Source organism: Streptomyces sp. NPDC001668 (genome assembly GCF_042893155.1).
In the GTDB taxonomy this organism is placed as follows: Bacteria; Actinomycetota; Actinomycetes; order Streptomycetales; family Streptomycetaceae; genus Streptomyces.
In genome coordinates this window covers 762,648-779,846 of the sequence record NZ_JBIAUQ010000001.1, presented here as the reverse complement: position 1 = coordinate 779,846, position 17,199 = coordinate 762,648, and the positions used below count along the sequence as shown (strand labels likewise).

Annotated in this window: 16 protein-coding genes; 11 read left to right on the top strand and 5 right to left on the bottom strand. The window is 71.9% G+C overall.

The features are described 5' to 3' along the window. The first annotated feature begins 76 nt into the window (after positions 1 to 76). From ACFYZ8_RS03460 to ACFYZ8_RS03450, 3 genes are all read left to right on the top strand, one after another. Positions 77 to 982, top strand: a complete 906-nt coding sequence (locus ACFYZ8_RS03460) for an NADP-dependent oxidoreductase (RefSeq protein ID WP_388538584.1) — start codon at positions 77 to 79, stop codon at positions 980 to 982. Between the two features lie 74 nt (positions 983 to 1,056). Next, positions 1,057 to 2,118 carry an alkene reductase gene (locus ACFYZ8_RS03455; protein ID WP_388538586.1) on the top strand — a complete coding sequence of 354 codons (1,062 nt, stop codon included), beginning with the start codon at positions 1,057 to 1,059 and terminating at the stop codon, positions 2,116 to 2,118. A gap of 11 nt (positions 2,119 to 2,129) precedes the next feature. After that, entirely contained in the window at positions 2,130 to 2,609 is a 480-nt protein-coding gene (locus tag ACFYZ8_RS03450; RefSeq protein ID WP_359038300.1) for a MarR family winged helix-turn-helix transcriptional regulator, read from the top strand. Between the two features lie 1,161 nt (positions 2,610 to 3,770). On the opposite strand, the gene ACFYZ8_RS03445 is transcribed toward ACFYZ8_RS03450, so the two are convergent. Further along, positions 3,771 to 4,739 carry a M56 family metallopeptidase gene (locus ACFYZ8_RS03445; protein ID WP_388538588.1) on the bottom strand — a complete coding sequence of 323 codons (969 nt, stop codon included), beginning with the start codon at positions 4,737 to 4,739 and terminating at the stop codon, positions 3,771 to 3,773. A gap of 4 nt (positions 4,740 to 4,743) precedes the next feature. After that, positions 4,744 to 5,169 (bottom strand): BlaI/MecI/CopY family transcriptional regulator, encoded by a 426-nt coding sequence (locus tag ACFYZ8_RS03440; RefSeq protein WP_388538590.1) that lies wholly within the window; start codon positions 5,167 to 5,169, stop codon positions 4,744 to 4,746. Between the two features lie 237 nt (positions 5,170 to 5,406). Between ACFYZ8_RS03440 and ACFYZ8_RS03435 the strand changes: the two genes are divergently transcribed. Both ACFYZ8_RS03435 and ACFYZ8_RS03430 read left to right on the top strand, forming a co-directional pair. Next, positions 5,407 to 6,699, top strand: a complete 1,293-nt coding sequence (locus ACFYZ8_RS03435; RefSeq protein ID WP_388538592.1) for a glycosyltransferase — start codon at positions 5,407 to 5,409, stop codon at positions 6,697 to 6,699. Then, a complete protein-coding gene (locus ACFYZ8_RS03430; protein ID WP_388538594.1) occupies positions 6,696 to 7,418 on the top strand; it encodes a polysaccharide deacetylase family protein in 723 nt (240 codons plus the stop codon). The genes ACFYZ8_RS03435 and ACFYZ8_RS03430 overlap by 4 nt, the downstream gene beginning before the upstream one ends. 75 nt (positions 7,419 to 7,493) lie before the next feature. Here the strand turns inward: ACFYZ8_RS03430 and ACFYZ8_RS03425 are convergent, their stop codons facing one another. Further along, positions 7,494 to 9,131: a hypothetical protein gene (locus ACFYZ8_RS03425; RefSeq protein WP_388538716.1), complete on the bottom strand. Its 1,638-nt coding sequence runs from the start codon at positions 9,129 to 9,131 to the stop codon at positions 7,494 to 7,496. Between the two features lie 313 nt (positions 9,132 to 9,444). On the opposite strand from ACFYZ8_RS03425, the gene ACFYZ8_RS03420 reads away from it, so the two are divergent. From ACFYZ8_RS03420 to ACFYZ8_RS03395, 6 genes are all read left to right on the top strand, one after another. Beyond that, entirely contained in the window at positions 9,445 to 10,113 is a 669-nt protein-coding gene (locus tag ACFYZ8_RS03420; RefSeq protein WP_388538596.1) for a DedA family protein, read from the top strand. Further along, positions 10,110 to 10,715, top strand: a complete 606-nt coding sequence (locus ACFYZ8_RS03415) for a phosphatase PAP2 family protein (RefSeq protein WP_388538597.1) — start codon at positions 10,110 to 10,112, stop codon at positions 10,713 to 10,715. Before ACFYZ8_RS03420 ends, ACFYZ8_RS03415 begins: the two co-directional genes overlap by 4 nt. Next, positions 10,712 to 11,443: a phosphatase PAP2 family protein gene (locus tag ACFYZ8_RS03410; protein ID WP_388538599.1), complete on the top strand. Its 732-nt coding sequence runs from the start codon at positions 10,712 to 10,714 to the stop codon at positions 11,441 to 11,443. Before ACFYZ8_RS03415 ends, ACFYZ8_RS03410 begins: the two co-directional genes overlap by 4 nt. After that, positions 11,397 to 12,059: a response regulator transcription factor gene (locus ACFYZ8_RS03405; RefSeq protein ID WP_388538601.1), complete on the top strand. Its 663-nt coding sequence runs from the start codon at positions 11,397 to 11,399 to the stop codon at positions 12,057 to 12,059. The genes ACFYZ8_RS03410 and ACFYZ8_RS03405 overlap by 47 nt, the downstream gene beginning before the upstream one ends. Then, complete coding sequence (locus ACFYZ8_RS03400) at positions 12,056 to 13,432, top strand: sensor histidine kinase (protein WP_388538603.1); 1,377 nt, start codon at positions 12,056 to 12,058, stop codon at positions 13,430 to 13,432. The genes ACFYZ8_RS03405 and ACFYZ8_RS03400 overlap by 4 nt, the downstream gene beginning before the upstream one ends. A 218-nt stretch (positions 13,433 to 13,650) precedes the next feature. Continuing rightward, the gene (locus ACFYZ8_RS03395) at positions 13,651 to 14,727 is read left to right on the top strand and encodes a sodium-dependent transporter (protein WP_388538605.1); all 1,077 of its coding nucleotides are present in this window, start codon (positions 13,651 to 13,653) and stop codon (positions 14,725 to 14,727) included. Between the two features lie 7 nt (positions 14,728 to 14,734). Here the strand turns inward: ACFYZ8_RS03395 and ACFYZ8_RS03390 are convergent, their stop codons facing one another. After that, the gene (locus ACFYZ8_RS03390; protein ID WP_388538607.1) at positions 14,735 to 15,424 is read right to left on the bottom strand and encodes a response regulator; all 690 of its coding nucleotides are present in this window, start codon (positions 15,422 to 15,424) and stop codon (positions 14,735 to 14,737) included. Continuing rightward, positions 15,421 to 17,103 carry an ATP-binding protein gene (locus tag ACFYZ8_RS03385; RefSeq protein WP_388538609.1) on the bottom strand — a complete coding sequence of 561 codons (1,683 nt, stop codon included), beginning with the start codon at positions 17,101 to 17,103 and terminating at the stop codon, positions 15,421 to 15,423. The genes ACFYZ8_RS03390 and ACFYZ8_RS03385 overlap by 4 nt, the downstream gene beginning before the upstream one ends. Positions 17,104 to 17,199: the final 96 nt, after the last annotated feature.

The following is a 17,199-nucleotide window of genomic DNA, read 5'->3' as shown; positions in this document are numbered from 1 at the left end:
GGCTAGCCACATGTTTGCTGTTACGTTGATTATGTGTCCAGCCACCTAAATGGGTGGTGACACGAGAGGAGTCGTCATGAAAGCCATCCTGTTCGACCGTTTCGGCGGCACGGAAGTGCTGCACGAGGCGGACATCGAAGTCCCGCAGCCCGGCCCCGGGCAGATTCGCGTCCGCGTCAAGGCGGCCGGACTGAACGCGCTGGACGGCAAGATCCGCTCCGGAGCGATGCAGGCCGCGTTCCCCACGCCGCTCCCCGCCGTACCCGGTGCCGAGCTCGCCGGTGTGGTGGACGCCCTGGGCGAGGGCGTGCAGGACGTACAGGTGGGCGACGAGGTGCTGGGCTGGTCGGACACCGGCTCGTACGCCCAGTACGCGCTGGCCACCAGCGTGGCCCCCAAGCCCGCCGGCCTCGACTGGCAGCACGCGGTCGCGCTGCCGGTGGCGGGCGAGACGGCCGAGCGGGTCCTGGACCTGCTGGGCGTCACCGCCGGGGAGACCGTACTGATGCACGGCGCGGCAGGAGCGGTCGGCACCCTGGCGGTCCAGCTCGCCACTGCCCGCGGAGCGCGCGTCATCGCCACCGCCGGCCCCGCCAACCAGGACTACCTCACCTCGCTCGGCGCCACCGCGACCCTCTACGGCGAGGGCCTGGTCGATCGGGTCCGGGCGCTCGCCCCCGCCGGCGTGGACGCGGTGTTCGACCTGGCCGGGAAGGGAGCCCTGGAGGACTCCATCGCCCTGCGCGGCGGCACCGGGCGCATCGTCACCATCGCCGACTTCCGCGCGCACCAGCTCGGCATCACCTTCTCCACCGGTGGCCAGGAACGCTCGGCCGCCCGCCTGGCCGCGCTGGCACAGGACGCCGCGACCGGCAAGCTCGTCACCACCGTCACCGCCTACCCCCTCGACCAGGCCGCCACAGCCCAGCAGGTCAGCGACGCCGGGCATGGCCGGGGCAAGCTCGTCCTCACCCTCGACTGATCACGCCCGCCTTTCCCTCTTGTTCTGCCTTGTTCTGCTCATCACCTGGCCGTCATCGCACCGAAGGACCACTCATGCTGAACGCCCTGTGGACACCGACCACCGTCGGCGACATCTCACTCCCGCACCGCCTGGTCATGGCCCCCATGACCCGTGACCGCTCCACCCCCGAAGGCGTACCGACCGAGCTGAACGCCGAGTACTACGCCCAGCGGGCCTCGCACGCGCTCATCATCACCGAGGGGACCCAGCCCAACGCCGACGGCCAGGGATACCTCCTCACCCCCGGCATCCACAATGACGATCAGATCGCCGGGTGGCGCAAGGTCACCGACGCCGTGCACGCGGCCGACGGCCGAATCGTCATCCAGCTGATGCACACCGGACGCATCTCCCACCCCGACAACACCCCGCACGGCCGTCAGCCGGTCGCCCCTTCGGCGGTCCGGCCGCAGGGCGCGATGTTCACCGCGTCCGGGCCCCAGGAGATGCCGACGCCCCGTGCGCTGTCGACGCAGGAGGTCGTGGCGACCGTCGACGACTTCCGCCGCGCCGCGGCGGCCGCCGTCGCGGCAGGCGCCGACGGCGTGGAGATCCACGGCGCCAACGGCTACCTCGTGCACCAGTTCCTGTCCGACAACACCAACCAGCGCACCGACCAGTACGGCGGCTCCATCGAGGGCCGCATCCGCTTCGCCGTCGAGGTCGCCACCGCCGTGGCCGAGGAGATCGGCGCCGACCGCACCGGCCTGCGCATCTCCCCCGGCAACCCCTACAACGACATCGCCGAGTCCGACACCGCCGAGCTGTATCCGGCGCTCCTGCGCGCCCTCAGCCCGCTCAACCTCGCCTACCTCCACATCCTCCACGCGGGCGACGAGGAGCTGCTGGGCACCCTGCGCGCGCTGTGGCCGACCACGCTGATCCTCAACCGGGCCGGCACCGACCTGCCCACCCGCGCCAAGGACATCGACCACGGCACGGCCGACCTCGTCTCCGTCGGCGCCCTCGCGCTCGCCAACCCGGACCTGGTCGAGCGGCTACGCTCTGACGCGCCGCTGAACACCCCCGACCCGGCGACCTTCTACGGCGGCGGAGTGGCCGGCTACACCGACTACCCCACCCACACCGTCTGAGGAACCGCACCATGCCCGCCTCCACCCACCGCACCCCCTCTACGGCCGGCGAGGGGCCGATGAGCTACGCGATCTTCCAGCTCGCCCGCGCTCACCGCGCCCGCGCCGCCGCCATGCTCCGCGAGATGGACCTGCATCCCGGACAGGAACTGCTGCTGATGCAACTCCTCGACCGGGACGGCCAGACCCAGTCCGAACTGCTCGAAAGCGTCGGCCTGGACCACTCCACCGTCTCCAAGTCCCTGCGCCGCATGCAGGACGCCGGCCTGCTCGTGCGCGAGCCGGCCGCACATGACCGGCGCGTCATGGTCGTCCACCTCACCGACAAGGGCCGTGCCATGCGCGAGCCCCTGGCAGCCATGTGGCGGGCCCTGGAGGAGACCTCCGCGGCGAACCTGTCGGCGCAGCAGGCAGAGTCCTTCGTCCGCACCGCCTACGCCATCGCCGACGCGATCAACGGCGGCGCTGTTCCGCGGGAAGATTCCGAGTAAGCCGGCCCCAACCGTCGGAAGAAGCCCGGTGAGCCGAGCCGGCGGATGTGGCGGTACCCCCGCTCACCCCCGTATGTCAGGGAGAACGGGGCTGAGCGGGGCCTCAACGTCCGGGGGGAAGCGCGAGCGGCCCCGTGCCCACCGCCGAGGACGTCCTCGGCCGGTGAGTGAACCGGCAAAACCACGGCACGTGCTGCGGTGGCAGCGGTTCCTGACAGCCAGGAGTTCTCCAGGAGAGCGACTGTGACGCGAGGCCGGCCGAGAGGGTCGAGTGACCCATCGGGGCGGCATCGACCTCTTCGTAGGCCACCGCCGGACTCCAACCGCATGAGCAGCGGATTCAGTCCGTTCAGGCAGAGTTGACGATCCGACACCCAAGAATGAACGTTTCGGCAGGTCAGAAGCCTGCAAGGTGGGGCGGGTGGGACTCGAACCCACGGCCGACGGATTATGAGTCCTTTGAGGATCTTGGCGACCCTTGTCGATCCATGCTCGTCTTGGCTGTTTTCCCAGGTCAGACGAGGGTTGACGCCCCCATTCTCCCTCTGCCCTTGTCAGTCTTTTCCGATCCTTGTGTCCAACCCGCGTCCAACACGCGTCCCGGACAGACGTTATAGGCCGCCGCGCCGTCCGTCCTCGCAGCCCGCGACACAAGCTCCGAACCGGCGGGCAGCGGATTCCCCTTCCGGCGCGCGGACACCCAGCCGACTGCCTGATCCGGGTCGGCGCCACCGCGCTGCTTCCGAGCGGGCCAGAGGTGACAGCTACCAGGTCACCCGGATCATCCCCATGGCCATGAAGCTCCGGGACCGGCGCCCCCACTCGCCGCCCGCACCCGCCTCGCCGACACCGACAGCTCTCGCATCCTGCGCCGGGGCTACAGCTACGACCGCGAGCTCGGCATCGTCGGCAACCTCGACATGGCCCTGATGTTCAGCTGTCGCCAGCGAGACAAGAGGCAGTTCGAGGCCACCCAGACCCCGCCTGATCGTTTGAGCCGTCATCGACTTCATCCCGCCCACCAGCGCGACTGCTCCCGCGCCCGGCGCACGCCGCACCAAAGACCATCTCGGTCATGGTCCGCTCATGACGTGGACCGTGCAGCCGACAGGCCCCGGCGCCGCGTCGCTACGAGCGGTGCTCCGGAACCCGGTGCCCGCGTCACCGACGGCAGATGTCGGGTTCGTGCCGGTGGTCTTCGGCCGACTGTGCGCTCGGGGCAGCCGTGTACGCCGCGCACTGCGCGCTGTCCACCATCTGGTCGCTGTCGGACGCGGCATTTGCGAGGCTCGCGCAGCACACGGCCAGGAGCAAGCCGCCCAGCACCAGCGGCAGCCTCCGGCGTGCGGGTGGCGGGGCCAACAGGGCGCGCACCCGCTGCGGCACCACCCCGCCGGTCGCGGCCAGAGCAGCGGGGCGGGGCGCACCGGCGGATGCCAGGGCGGCGCGGCCGACGGCGTGGGCGACGACCGTGCGGTCGCCGACTCGGGCCGCGGCCTCCTCGTCGGCCCAGCGTTCCAGGACGAACTCGCCCGCGACGGCCAACGGTCGCAGCAGCGGGGTAAGGGCCGCCGCGAGCCGCCACAAGCCCTGGAAGAGGTGATGGCGCCCTCGCAGATGGGCTCGCTCGTGGGCAAGCAGGGCCGCGCGTTCCCGGTCGCCGAGGCAGCGCAGCATCCCGCGGGAGACGACGACCCGTCCTGTCTTTCCGGGCAATGCGAAGGCGATCGGGGCGTCGTCGTCCAGTACCACCAGCTCCGTCTGTGGCAGCCGGGCACACTCCCGACGCGCCTGGACCGCGTGACGGGTCTGCCGTACGGCGGCGATGCCCAGTGAGACGGTGCCCGCGGTCAGCAGCAGCGCGCCGGCGACCGCGACGACCAGGTACACCGGGTCCTCGGCGCGCAGCGCGGCCACCGACCAGCGGCCCTGCTCCGCGACCTCCGGGATCTGCGCCACACCGGTGAACGCCAGCAGGGCCAGTGCCCCCGCCCAGCCGACAGAGGTGACGAGCGCGGCGCAGGCCAGCGCCCAGGCGGCGGGACGCGGGGGCAGCAGGGGGGCCAGCCGGGGCGCCAGAACCGCGAGCACTGCCGTGACGGCGAAGGGAATGTAGACGCTGAACAGCACGGCTTTACGCCCTCCCGCCGGAGTGATCGTCCTCAGCGTGCGCATCGTGCCCGGACAGGAGCTGATGCAACACGTGCTCGTCCTGCTCGGACAGTTCCGAGACGAAGCGGGCCAGGACCGCCTCGCGGTCGGAACCGCCCTCAAGCAGCGACCGCATGCGCTGGGCGGTGTGCGACGCCTCGTCCCGCACCGGTTCGTAGGCGTAGCCGCGGCCCTCGCGGTGCCGGACGAGCATCTCCTTGTCGTGCAGCCGGGACAGGATGGTCAGGACGGTCGTGTAGGCCAGGTCGCCCGGCAGCGCCTCCCGGACCTGGCCGGCGGTCAGGGGGCCGTCGGCGGCCCAGAGCGCGGCGAGGACATCGCTCTCCAGTTCGCCGCGGCCCCGCCTGCCGGACGCCCCGCGGGCGCCGCCGTCCTCTCGCTCCTCCACCGGATGCCTCCGTTCGCCGACCGTCCGCACAGACTACCCGGCCACCTCCTACTAGTTGTAGGAGATATGCTCCGGGCTTCGAACCGCGAACTACTACAACTCGTAGAGTTCCGCCGCTCCCGTCCCCTGCGGAGGAAACCCATGCCCCACCGCGCGAGCACGCCACCCAGACACACACTCACGGGCACCCCACCTCCGCAGTCCGCCGCGACGCCCGGCGCGGGACGGGTCGCGATCGTGTCCGCGAGCGTGGGAGCCGGTCACGACGGTGCCGCCGCCGAGCTCGCCCGCCGTCTCGCCGCGCAGGGCTACACCGTGGACCGCCTCGACCTGCTGGACCTGCTCCCCGCCCACCTGGGCCGCACCGTCCAGGAGGGCTATCACCGGATGCTGGTGCGAGCCCCCTGGGCCTACCAGCGGATCTACTCCAGCACCGAGCGCGCCGGGGGTGGCGGCCCGGTCGCGCGGGCGCTGCTGCGCACAGCACAGGACCGGGTACTGCGCGCCCTGCCGCCGGGCACCGACGCCGTCATCTCCACCTACCCCGGGGCCAGCCGGGTCCTGGGCAACCTGCGCCTGGACGGTCGACTGGCCGCGCCCGTCCTCACCTATCTGACCGACTTCTCGGTACATCCGCTGTGGGTCGCACCGGGTGTGGACGTCCACCTCGCCGCTCACGCCGTGCCCGCTGCCCAGGCGCGCACGGCCGGGGCCCGGGACGTACGAGTGCGCGGGCCGGTCACGGACCCCCGTTTCCGGCCCTGCGACGTACGGGGGCGTGGCCGCGCCCGGGAGAGGTTCGGGCTGCCGTCCCACGCCCCGCTGGCTCTGCTGGTCGCCGGGTCCTGGGGGGTGGGCCCGGTCCGCACGGTGGCCCGGGAGCTGCGTGACTGCGGCGCCGCCATCCCGGTCGTCGTCTGCGGCCGCAACGAGGCCCTGGCCGAGCAGCTGCGCGCCGACGGCATCGACCATGCCTTCGGCTGGGTCGACGACATGCCCTCCCTGATGCACGCCGCCGACGTCCTCGTCCAGAACGCCGGCGGGCTCACCTCGCTGGAGGCATTCGCCTGCGGCCTGCCCGTGGCCAGTTACCGCTGCATACCCGGGCACGGGCTGACCAACGCCGCCGCCCTGGACGAAGCCGGCGCAGCCGTCTGGATACGCGACCCGGCCGACCTCAAGGCGGTGCTGTGCGAGCTGATCGACGGCCCGCTCGGACGTCGGCAACGGGCAACGGGATTCGCCCTGTTCGCTCAGTCCCCCGACGGCTGCCCGACGGCGGAGATTGCGCGCGTGCACCGGTCCGGCGTCCCCGACCGGGGTTTTCGTCCGGTTGCACACCGGCACCGGACGACGCGCCGGCTCGCCGCCACGGCCGTCCTCGCGTCCGTCGTGTGGGCCGGTGCCGTCGCCACCGGGGTGGCGACGGCCTACGACGGTCCCGACCTCGCCCACGCCATCAGCCACCGCCTCGACCCGGACGGCTTCCCACCGGAGCACACCTCCCCGCCGGAAGACGACCACTCGTGAACATCGCCCCGACGCTGCGCACGGCCGCCCTCGCCGCCGTACCCGTCCTCGCCACCGCCCACGCCGCACCCGTCGTCTCCACCTTCGGACCGCTGCGCAACCGCCTCATGCCCCGCCTCTCGGGCCGCGGCCGCATGAACCACATCGCCCTGACCTTCGACGACGGCCCCGACCCCCGCTCCACCCCGCACTTTCTACGGCTGCTCGCCGGGCGCGGAGTGCACGCCACGTTCTTCCTGCTCGGCAGCGAGGCACACCGCTCCCCCGGCCTGGTCCGCGAGATCGCGGCGGCCGGTCACGAGGTCGCCGTCCACGGCTGGCTGCACCGCCCCCTGCTGCTGCGTGGCCCGCGCGCCACCTATGACGACCTGCGCCGGGCCCGCGACACCGTCGCCGCGATCATCGGCCGGCAGCCCACGCTCTTCCGGCCCCCGTACGGCGTCATGTCCACCGCGGCCCACCTCGCGGCCCGCCGCCTCGACCTGACACCGGTGCTGTGGACCTGTTGGGGAGAGGACTGGACGGCACGCGCCACCCCGAACTCCGTCCACCGCACCGTCACCACCGACCTGGACGGCGGCGGCACGATCCTGCTCCACGACTCCGACTGCACCTCAGCCCCCGGCGCCTGGCGCTCGGCGCTGGGCGCGCTCCCCCGGATCCTCGACACCTGCCAGGAACGGGGTTACGACGTCGGCCCCCTGCGCGACCACGGCTGACCAGCACGAACGCCGAACAGTCGAGGTACCGGCTCAGCAGCACGCCTCGCCAGCAGCTTCCGCGGCGGTACCTCACTACTGGATCGCGGAAGGAGCAGCCGGGATGTGGGCCGTGGTGATCGTCATCGGGGTGCCGGTGACGGCGATGAGGTAGGTCCCGGGACCATGGCCGCCGGGCAGGGCGCGGAACCCTCCCGCGGGTTTCACGTCGTACTCGGCCGAGTGGTGCGGGCCAAGCACTGCGGGGCCGGAGGAGATGGTCCACCAGTTGGAGGCGCCCTGGCCGGTGCGGCTCGCGAAGTGCGGAGTGAGCGCCGTACTGGTGGTGTTGACGGCCCGCACGTCGATGGCGGTGACTCCCAGGCGCGCGTGGTGCGTGGCGAAGTGCGGCGAGAGGCTCATACGTAGGGGTGGCGGGCTCGCCGCGGCGATCGCGACGCACACCAGGGCGGGGGCGAGCAACCCGCCCGCCAGGACGACCTTCGCACGGCCGGTGACGTGGGGAAGTCGCGGCTGCCAGGCGGTGGCGAACGCAGCGGCCGGGACGGTGGCGGCGGCCGCGAGCCACAGCGGGGTCATCATCAGGAAGTAGCCGTCCTGGGAACGGGTGGCGAGGTAGAACGCGATCCATGGCAGGACGGTGAGCGCGGGGCCGAGACGCCGGACGAAGAGCAGGGTGGCGGCGAGCAGGCCGAGCAGGAGCAGCTGGCTGCCGTAGGAGTAGTAGTCGAGGCGGCCGCTGCCGTCGGTGAAGTAGTAGGAGATGCCCATCAGGCCCTGGCCGTGCAGGATCGCCTTCTGTTCGAGCGGCAGGAGTACGCCCTGCAGCCAGGAGGAGAAGTCCTCGACGGCGAAGTAGGCGTTGACCGCCGCGAAGGTGAGAGCGGCGGTAGCCGTGTAGCGGGCGGCCACCGCCAGAGCCCGCCGCGGACCGAGTTCCCCGCGCCTTACGGCGTACAGGCCGATCAGCAGGAACGGGACCAGGAACCAGGCGAGCTGCTGGGCCGCGCAGGCGGCACCCAGACACGCCGCCCGCAGCACTCCCCCTGAGCCCAGGCGGCCACCCTCACCGGTGGCGGGCCAGCGGACCACCACGGGGACGAGCAGGGCGAGAGCCGTGATCGCCGGGTAGCCGGCGTAGGCGTAGTGGGGCAGGAGGCCGAAGCCGAGGCAGACCGCGGTGGCCGCCGGCCTCCAGGGTGCCGGCAGCAGGAACCACAGCAGGACCGAGGAGACGAGCAGGGCGGCCGTGGTGACCAGGGTGGCGGCCGCCGTGGAGTGGACGACGGCGTGCACCGGGGCCGCGAGCAGCGCGGTCAGCGGCGGGTAGCCGTAGGTGTAGTCGGCACCCCCGGACATGGTCTTGGTGATCCCGACGCGGGGTGTGCCGAACAGCCAGGGCCACGGCTGGCCGTAGACGGGACGGCCGTGCAGGATCTCGTTCGCCGCCTGGGCGGTCAGCACTCCCTCGTCGGTGCCCGCGTGATCAAGCAGGTAGCCGCAGACCACCAGCGCGACGGCAGTCATCAGTACGACAGCGTCGACCCTGATCAGCGCGCGACGGCTCCGTACAAGGAGGCTGAGAGCGGCGCAGACGAGGATCGCGGCGTAGCAGACGGAGATGACGCCGGCGACGGCCGGGCGTGAGGCCATCGCGGTGGTCCAGGCGGACCGTGTCCCGATGAACAGGCTGATCGTGGCCACGAGGGTCATCCCCCGGTGCCACTGCTGGGGCCCGGCGCCCGGGACACGGAACAGCCGGGCCGTGGCCGGGGGTGGCGCAGTCGGGTTCGTGGCCGCACGCCGCAGAGTCCAGGTGCCGGTTCCAGTGCGACAGGGGTCAGCCATGGCGCCCGTCTCCTCCGCCTCGTGTTCCGTTTGAGTGACCGTTTGCATCCGGCCACCCACAGAACATCTACTACATCTTGTAGATGTAGGCTCGGCGAGTGCGGTTCCCTCCCGGCCACGTCCACGCGGTTGGGCGAATCGCAGACACCGAATCACCTGCCGGAAAGGCCGCCTTGCCATGACCCCACCGATCCATCCGGCATCACAGCTGGCCGTGAACGTGCTGGACGCTCATTCGCTGCTGGCGGCGTTCGGCGTGCTGGGCGTCGGGGTGGTGATGTTCGCCGAGACAGGGCTGCTGGTCGGCTTCTTCCTGCCGGGCGACTCGCTGCTCTTCACGGCCGGTCTGCTGTGCACGGGCTCGGCGGAGTCGACTGTGCACCTGTCGCTGGGACCGCTCCTGGTCGCGGCGGCGGCAGGCGCCCTGGCCGGGGCGCAGTGCGGCTATGTGCTCGGCCGGAAGGCGGGTGGAGCACTGCTGGCCCGTAGCCGCTCGCAGCGTCTGCGTGAGGGTGCGAAACGCGCCGAGGAACTGCTGGAGCGATACGGACACGCGAAGGCGATCGCGCTGGCCCGTTTCGTGCCGGTGGTGCGGACCGTACTCAATCCGATGGCCGGCGCGCTGGGGGTTCCGGTGCGCACGTTCACGTTGTGGCAGATCGTCGGCGGCCTCGTATGGAGCCTCGGACTCACCCTCGCGGGGTACGCGCTGGGCTCGTCGATCCCGAACGTCGACCGTTACCTGCTCCCGCTGGTGGCGTTGATCATTTTGGTGTCGCTGCTTCCCCTGGCTGCCGAGGTGTACAGGGCTCGGCGGGACGGTCGGCCCGAGGGGGGACGCAGGTGATCATGGCTTTCGACGGGTCGTCTGTCGACGGCACCGAATATCTGGACGTGGTGCGCCTGGCCCGGCATGCGCCGGGCTGGCTGGACGGAGCGGTGTCGTTCTGGTCGACGTACGGGCTCGCGGTGTTCGCCGTGCTCGCGGTCGTGGGCTGGTGGTTCGCTCGACGGGGTGGGGATGCGGCTGCGGTGAGGGCGCTGGCCGTGCCGGTTGTGGTGGTCGTCGCGTACGGCGTGGACGCCCTGACGAAGCTGGCGGTGCGCGAGGACCGGCCGTGCCAGAGCCTTCGAGTGAAGACCCTGGAGACGTGTCCGGCGCCCGGCGACTGGTCCTTCCCCAGCAACCACGCGGCGATCGCGGCCGCCGCTGCCGTGGCCCTGCTCTTCGTCTCGCGTCGGCTGGGGGCGGTCGCGGCCGTGGCGGCCCTGGCGATGGCGGTCTCGCGGGTGTGGGTCGGCGCGCACTATCCGCACGACGTCATGGCAGGCGTGCTGGTCGGTGGCCTCGTCGCACTGATGGCGATGCTCGTGCTGCGACGGTGGTCGGGATCGATGGCCCGGTGGATCGGCTCCGGTCGCCTGCGGCGGCTGCTGAGCGCCTCATGAATCGGCGCGACGCCGCCGACCTGGCCGGGCCGGTCGGTCTCGGCGCCTGGGTGGCCTTCGGCGTCCTCGCTATGGTGGTGATCGGCCACGACGGCGCTCCGCTGTGGCCGGACGACGGCTTCCTGACCTGGTCGCTCGGCCACCGCCCCGACGTGGCCGAGGTGCTGGCCCGAGGGGTGACCGACACCGGCAGCGGCGCCGTTTCCTACGTTCTCGCGGCGTTGGTCGGCGCGATCGTGGGGCGAACCGTTCGGCAACGGATGTGGGCCGCCGCGCTGAGCCTTGCCTGCCTGGGGGCCGGGCAGGCGCTGCGCTACGGCGTGATGACGCTCGTCCAGCGGCCGCGCCCGGCGCATGCCGACTGGGCGGCGTCGGCGGGCGGTTGGGCGTTCCCGAGCGGGCACACCACGACAGCGGGCCTCACTGCCGGGCTGCTGATCGTCGCGGTCTCGCTGCGCGCCCCGCGCGGTGCCACCTCGCTCCGGGTCGTGATCGGGTGCTGGGGCGTGCTGGTGGGCCTGTCCCGGGTCTATCTCGGCGTGCACTGGTTCACCGACGTCATCGGCGGCTGGCTGTTCGCCACCGGATGGCTCGGAGTCTGCCTGTACGCGATAACCCGGTGGCCGCCCGCATCGTTCGTCTCCGGCACGCCCCGTGCGCCGGACAATCCAACGGAGGGCCATGCGCCACAAGATCCTGGTCGTCGAGGACGATCACGCCCTGCGTGACGTGCTGCGTCGCGGCCTGCTCGACGAGGACTTCGACCCCGTGCCCGCCGCCGACGGCGCCACCGCCCTGCGGCTGGCCACGTACGACATCGCGGCCGTCGTCCTGGACGTCGGGCTGCCCGACGCGGACGGCCGGGACGTCTGCCAGGCGCTGCGCGCGGGCGGGTTCGCCGCCCCGATCATCTTCCTGACGGCCCGCCATCACCTCACCGACCGGCTGTCCGGGTTCTCCGCCGGAGCCGACGACTACCTGCCCAAGCCGTTCCATCTCGCCGAACTCGTCGCCCGGTTGAGGGCCGCACTCAAACGGGCCGCACCCGCGGCCGTGGCCACCGCCGGAGACCTGGTCCTGGACGCGACCCGGCACAGCGCGCACGTCGGCGACGTCCACATCGACCTGTCTCCCACGGAGTTCCGACTGCTGGCCACGCTCATGGCCGCGGGCGGAACCCTCGTGTCCCGCCGCGACCTGGTCAGGGCCGCCTGGCCGGACGGCGCCCAGGTCAGCGACAACACCCTCGACCAGTATCTGAGCCGACTGCGCCGCAAGCTGCGCGAAGCGGGCAGCGGCCTCGGCCTCACCACGACACGCGGGATCGGGCACCGGCTGTCATGAACCGGCTCGCGCGCCGTCTGACGCCCCGTACGCTGCGCGGTCGGCTCTCGCTCGTGGCGCTGACCACCGCCGCACTTCTGATGACCGTGCTGACCGTCGTGTTCAACACCGTCATGGACCGGCACCTCAAGCACCAGGCGGACGACGAACTACGCAACCGCGCCGCCGCCGTCGCCACCACCGTCGACACCAGCAAGCCCCGGGTGCGGGTCCTGGAGACCGTAAACGACAGCCTGCTCGACACGAACGTGTGGATCTACAGCGGGACACGGCTACTGGAGAAACCCCCGTCCGCCACGGCCGGCAGCACGCTGACCCGGGCCGCCGACCGGCTCGCCGCGCGGGGCAGCCCGGTCTGCGCGACGGTGCGGACCGGCAACCCCCGTTTGGTCCGCCTTTGCTCCCAACCCGTGTCCGGCCCGCGCAACACCGCCACCGTCGTCACGGCTGCGGATCTCGCCCCCTACCGGAACTCCGCCGGCACCCTGCTGTCTGGCTCGCTGATCCTGGACGCCGTCATGCTCGCGTGCACCTACGCGCTGACCCGCCTGGCCGTCGGACGGGCGCTGCGCCCCGTGCGCACCATGACCGACCAAGCCACCCTGTGGAGCACCGTCGGCTCCGACCAGCGTTTCGGCGCCGCGGACCAGCCGGCCGAACTGGCCCGCCTGGGCACCTCGTTGGACGCACTACTGGACCGCATCCGCACCGTACTGCGTCACGAGCAGCAGCTGACCGGGGAGCTGTCCCACGAACTGCGCACCCCGCTCACCCGGATCGTCGTCGAGCTCGACTGGTGGCGGGCCCGCCCGCGCTCGGCCGCCGAGACCGACGCCACCCACGAGGTGATCGCGGAGGCCGCCCAGTCCATGCGCACCATCTGCGACACGCTGTTGAACGACGCACGCGAAGGCGCGCAGAACACCACGACGGCCGTCGGCGCCACCGCTGTCGCTCCCGTGCTGCGTCGGCTGGTCGAGGACCTCGACGCACGGAAGCAGCTGAAGACCGTCGTCGACGTGCCGGACCAGCAGATTGAGGCAGGCGTCGCTTCCGCCCTTCTCGAACGCATCGTCAGCCCGCTGCTGGCCAATGCCGTTCGCTATGCCGGCTCCACGGTGACCGTGTCCGCGCGGCGGCAGGCCGGTGGCGTCCGCATCGACGTCACCGACGACGGTCCTGGCGTGCCGGAAGAGTTCCTCGACGATCTCTTCCAGCCCGGTCGGCGCGCGGACTCCGGCGACGGGCACGACGGGGCGGGCCTGGGACTGCCGCTCGCGCGGCGCCTGGCCCGCGCCGTCGGCGGCGAGGTCTCCCACGACCCCGGGCACACACCCGGAGCACGTTTCCTGGTCGACCTGCCCGCTGGATGACGTGATCACAGCAGCACGTTCGGCACGACCGGCACCTTCATCAGCCGGACGGGGGCCAGCGCGCCACGGGAGACCTGAACGCATCCTGACCGCCGTGCGTCATCGGATGCCCCCTCCGCCTCACCCGAGCACTATGAGTGACATGACGACCCGTGATCACGGCTCCTGCATAGCGGCGTTCCGCTCCGTCCCCTCCGCCGCCACGGAAGAAGGCCGCCTTGAACCGTCCGATCGCCTCCCCACCGCCTGCCGACCCGGTGACGGCCTGGCTGCGCCGCCGGCTCGGCCGGGCCGTCGTGCTGTCCTACGTCGCTGCCCTCCTCCTGCCCGACCCCGGCCTGTGGCTGCGCCGGGACCACACCGTGCCGATCGGCACCATGACCGACCTGCCCCTGAGCACCGCCCCGCTGCTGCTGTCCCTGGTGCTCTTCTCCGCCGGACTCCAGGTACCCGTCCGCGAACTGGGCCGCCTGCTCCGCAAGCCGACCACCCTGGTGGCCGGGATGGTCCTCCACCTCGCGATCCCGCTCCTGGTCATCCCCGTCGTCGCGTTCGGACTGCACCACACCCCGGACAGCGACGGCGGCAGCGGACTGATCACCGCGATGATCCTGATCGTGGCGATGCCCGTGGCCGCCGGAGCCACCGTCTGGACCAGCAGGGGTGACGGCGACCAACCCACTATGGTGGGACTCGTCCTCGCCTCCACCCTCCTCAGCCCGCTCACCATCCCGCTGATCATCACCACCCTGGTGCCGCTCCTCGACGGCGGCTACGCGGACACACTGGCAACGACCGGCCATACGGCCCAGGGCGGCTTCGCTCTCGTCACCGTGGTCATCCCCTGTGCCGTCGGCACCCTGTTCCGACTCGCGCTGCCGACGGCGTGGCTCAGCCGGGCCCTGCGGGTGATCGTGCCCGTGGCGCTGACCGGATCGCTCGTCCTGACCTACGTCAACGCCAGTGGCGCCCTGGGCTCCTTCCTCACCCACCCACGCCCCCTCCTGTTCGCCGCCGCACTGGCCGTGGCTGCGCTCGTCTGCCTGTTGTCCTTCGCGTTGGGCCGGAGTGCCGCGCGGCTCCTCCATCTGGACGGCCCCGCCTCGTCCTCGCTGACGCTCGCCTGCGGCATGAACAACAGCAGCGCGAGCGCGGTCCTGATCACCACCACGCTGCCCGACAAACCGCACCTGCTCCTGCCGGTGCTCGCCTACGGGCTGCTGCAGAAGACAGCCGCGAGCCGGGTCGTGCGGACAGCGGGCCGTCGGCACCCGCCCTGCCCTACGTCACCGTGAACCGCGCTCAGTGCGTGATGCGGTACAGGTGCTCGGGGCGGCCGGTGGCCCCGTAGCGGAGTTCGAGGCGGACCATGCCCTCCTTGACCAGGTAGGAGAGATACCGCTGAGCCGTGGCGCGGGAGACGCCGGTGCGTTCGGCGGCCTCCGCGGCCGACAGAGCCTCGTGCGCGCCGCGCAGGGTCTGGTGCAGCAGGGCGAGCGTCGGCGCGGAGTGGCCCTTCGCGGGGACGCGGGGCACGGTCGGCGGCCGGGCGGCGCTGAACAGGGCGTCCACGTCGGCCTGGTCGGTCTCCGGGACCGTACCCAGGGCGTCCATACGGTGCTGGAGCTCCCGGTAGGCGGTGAGCCGCTCGGCGAGGTCGGGCGCGCCGAAGGGCTTGACGAGGTATCCGACGGCGCCGAGCTTCATCGCGATCCGTACCGAGGTGATGTCCCGGTCGGCGGTGATCATGATGGCGTCGGGGCGGTCGCCGCCCTCGTCGCCGCTGAGCCGGCGCAGCACGTCCAGTCCGCTGCCGTCCGGCAGGAAGATGTCGAGCAGCAGCAGGTCGGGGTGGAGGTCGCGCACCGCGGCCAGTGCCTCGGCCACGGTCGCCGCCTGGCCGACCACCTCGAAGCCCCGGACGCGGGACACGTAGTCGCAGTGGATGCGGCTCACTCGGAAGTCGTCCTCCACCACCAGGGTCCGGATCACCAGCGATCACCTCCTGCCACACCGTCCAGTACCGGTGAAGCCGTCGTGAACAGGGCGCCCCGGGGGCAGGGCGCGGTATCCGGCACCGGCAGCATCACGGTGAAGACGGCGCCGGGCCCTTCACTGACGGCGATCGTGCCGCCGTGCCGCTGCACCAGCCGGTGGACGAGCGCGAGGCCGAGGCCGCGCCGGGCGGTGCCGCGGTCCGGGCGGGTCGACCAGCCGTCCTCGAAGATGGACTCGGCGGTGTCCGGCGGGATGCCGGGGCCGGTGTCGGCCACCTCCACCCGCACCGCGTCGACGGCCTCGATCAGCGACAGACAGACCTCGGCACCGCCCGGCGGCGCCGGTACGGTCGCGGAGGCGTCGATCGCGTTGTCCAGCAGGTTGCCGATGATGGTCAGCAGCCGAGGCAGATGCGGCGGGTTCTCGCCGAGGGCGGAGTCCTCGCTGAGAACGATCCGCACCCCGCGTTCCGCGGCCACCGTGATCTTGGCGACGATCAGACCCACGAGCAGCGGGTTGCCGATCCGTTCCCGTACGGATTCGGTCAGCGCCTGCTCGGCACCAGCCGTGTCGACGGCGAACTCGTAGGCGGCGTCATGGTCGCCGATGTCCAGCAGCCCGGCCACCGTGTGCATACGGTTGGTGAACTCGTGCTGCTGTGCGCGCAGCGCGTCCGTCAGCCCGCGCACCGAGTCCAGCTCGCGCAACAGACCGATCATCTCGGTGCGGTCGCGCACGGTGACCACGGCGCCCAGCTCCCGTCCGTGCAGGGCGACCGGCATCCGGTTGACGACCAGGCAGTGGTCGTCGGTGAGCACGCTGATGTCTCCGCCCGCCAGGGTGCCGTCCAGGGCGCGGCGCAGCCGCCCGTCGGGCAGGACTTCCGCCAGCGTGCTGCCGAGCGCGGTGCCGAGGCTGAGCAGGTGGCGGGCCTCGTCGTTGACCAGTGTGATCCGGCCGTCCGGGTCGAAGGCGACGACTCCCTCGCGGATTCCGTGCAGCATCGCCTCCCGGTCCTGCAGCAGCCCGGCGATCTCCTCCAGCTCCAGCCCGAACGTCGTCCGCTTGAGCCGTCTGGCCAGCAGGAACGCCGCGGTCGAGCCGAGCGCGACGGCGATGGCGCTGTACAGGCCGAAGGTGGGCAGCTCGCGCCACAGCTCACCCAGCACATAGTGCTCGGGGATCCCCGCGGACACCTCGCCGACCAGCTTGCCGGTGGGCCCGTACAGCGGAGCCTTGCCGTTGGCGGAACGTCCCGTCGCCCCCTGGTCGGTGCCGACGTGTGTCCTGCCGTCCAGCACCACGATCCGGTCCCCCGTCGGTTCACCGACCAGCGCCGCATCTGGGTGCGAGTGGCGGATACCGCGCAGGTCGAGCACGACCACGTACGACGCGCCCGACGCCTTCCGGATCCGCTCGGCCACCGCCTGCACCACGTCGCCGCCGCCCCCGTACTGCATGGCGTGGCGGATCTGCGGTTCCGCGGCCGTGGTCTCGGCGATGGCCAGGGCCCGCTTCTCGTAGGCACGGTCGATCTCGCCCCGCTGTGCGAAGGCGAACAGCACGAAACCGATCACCCCGGTCAGCGCCAGGATGGCCAGCTGGTTGGCCAGAATCCGCGCGGAGAGCCGCCCCTTCCCACCGCGGCCGATCGGGATGCGGATGCGTGTCACGGGTGTCTCTGCCTGTCGTGCGGGGCCCGGGCGCGGCCCCTGCGCCGTACCCGTGGTGGCGTGATTGTGCCCCCGTCACCGGCCTTCTGCCCACCC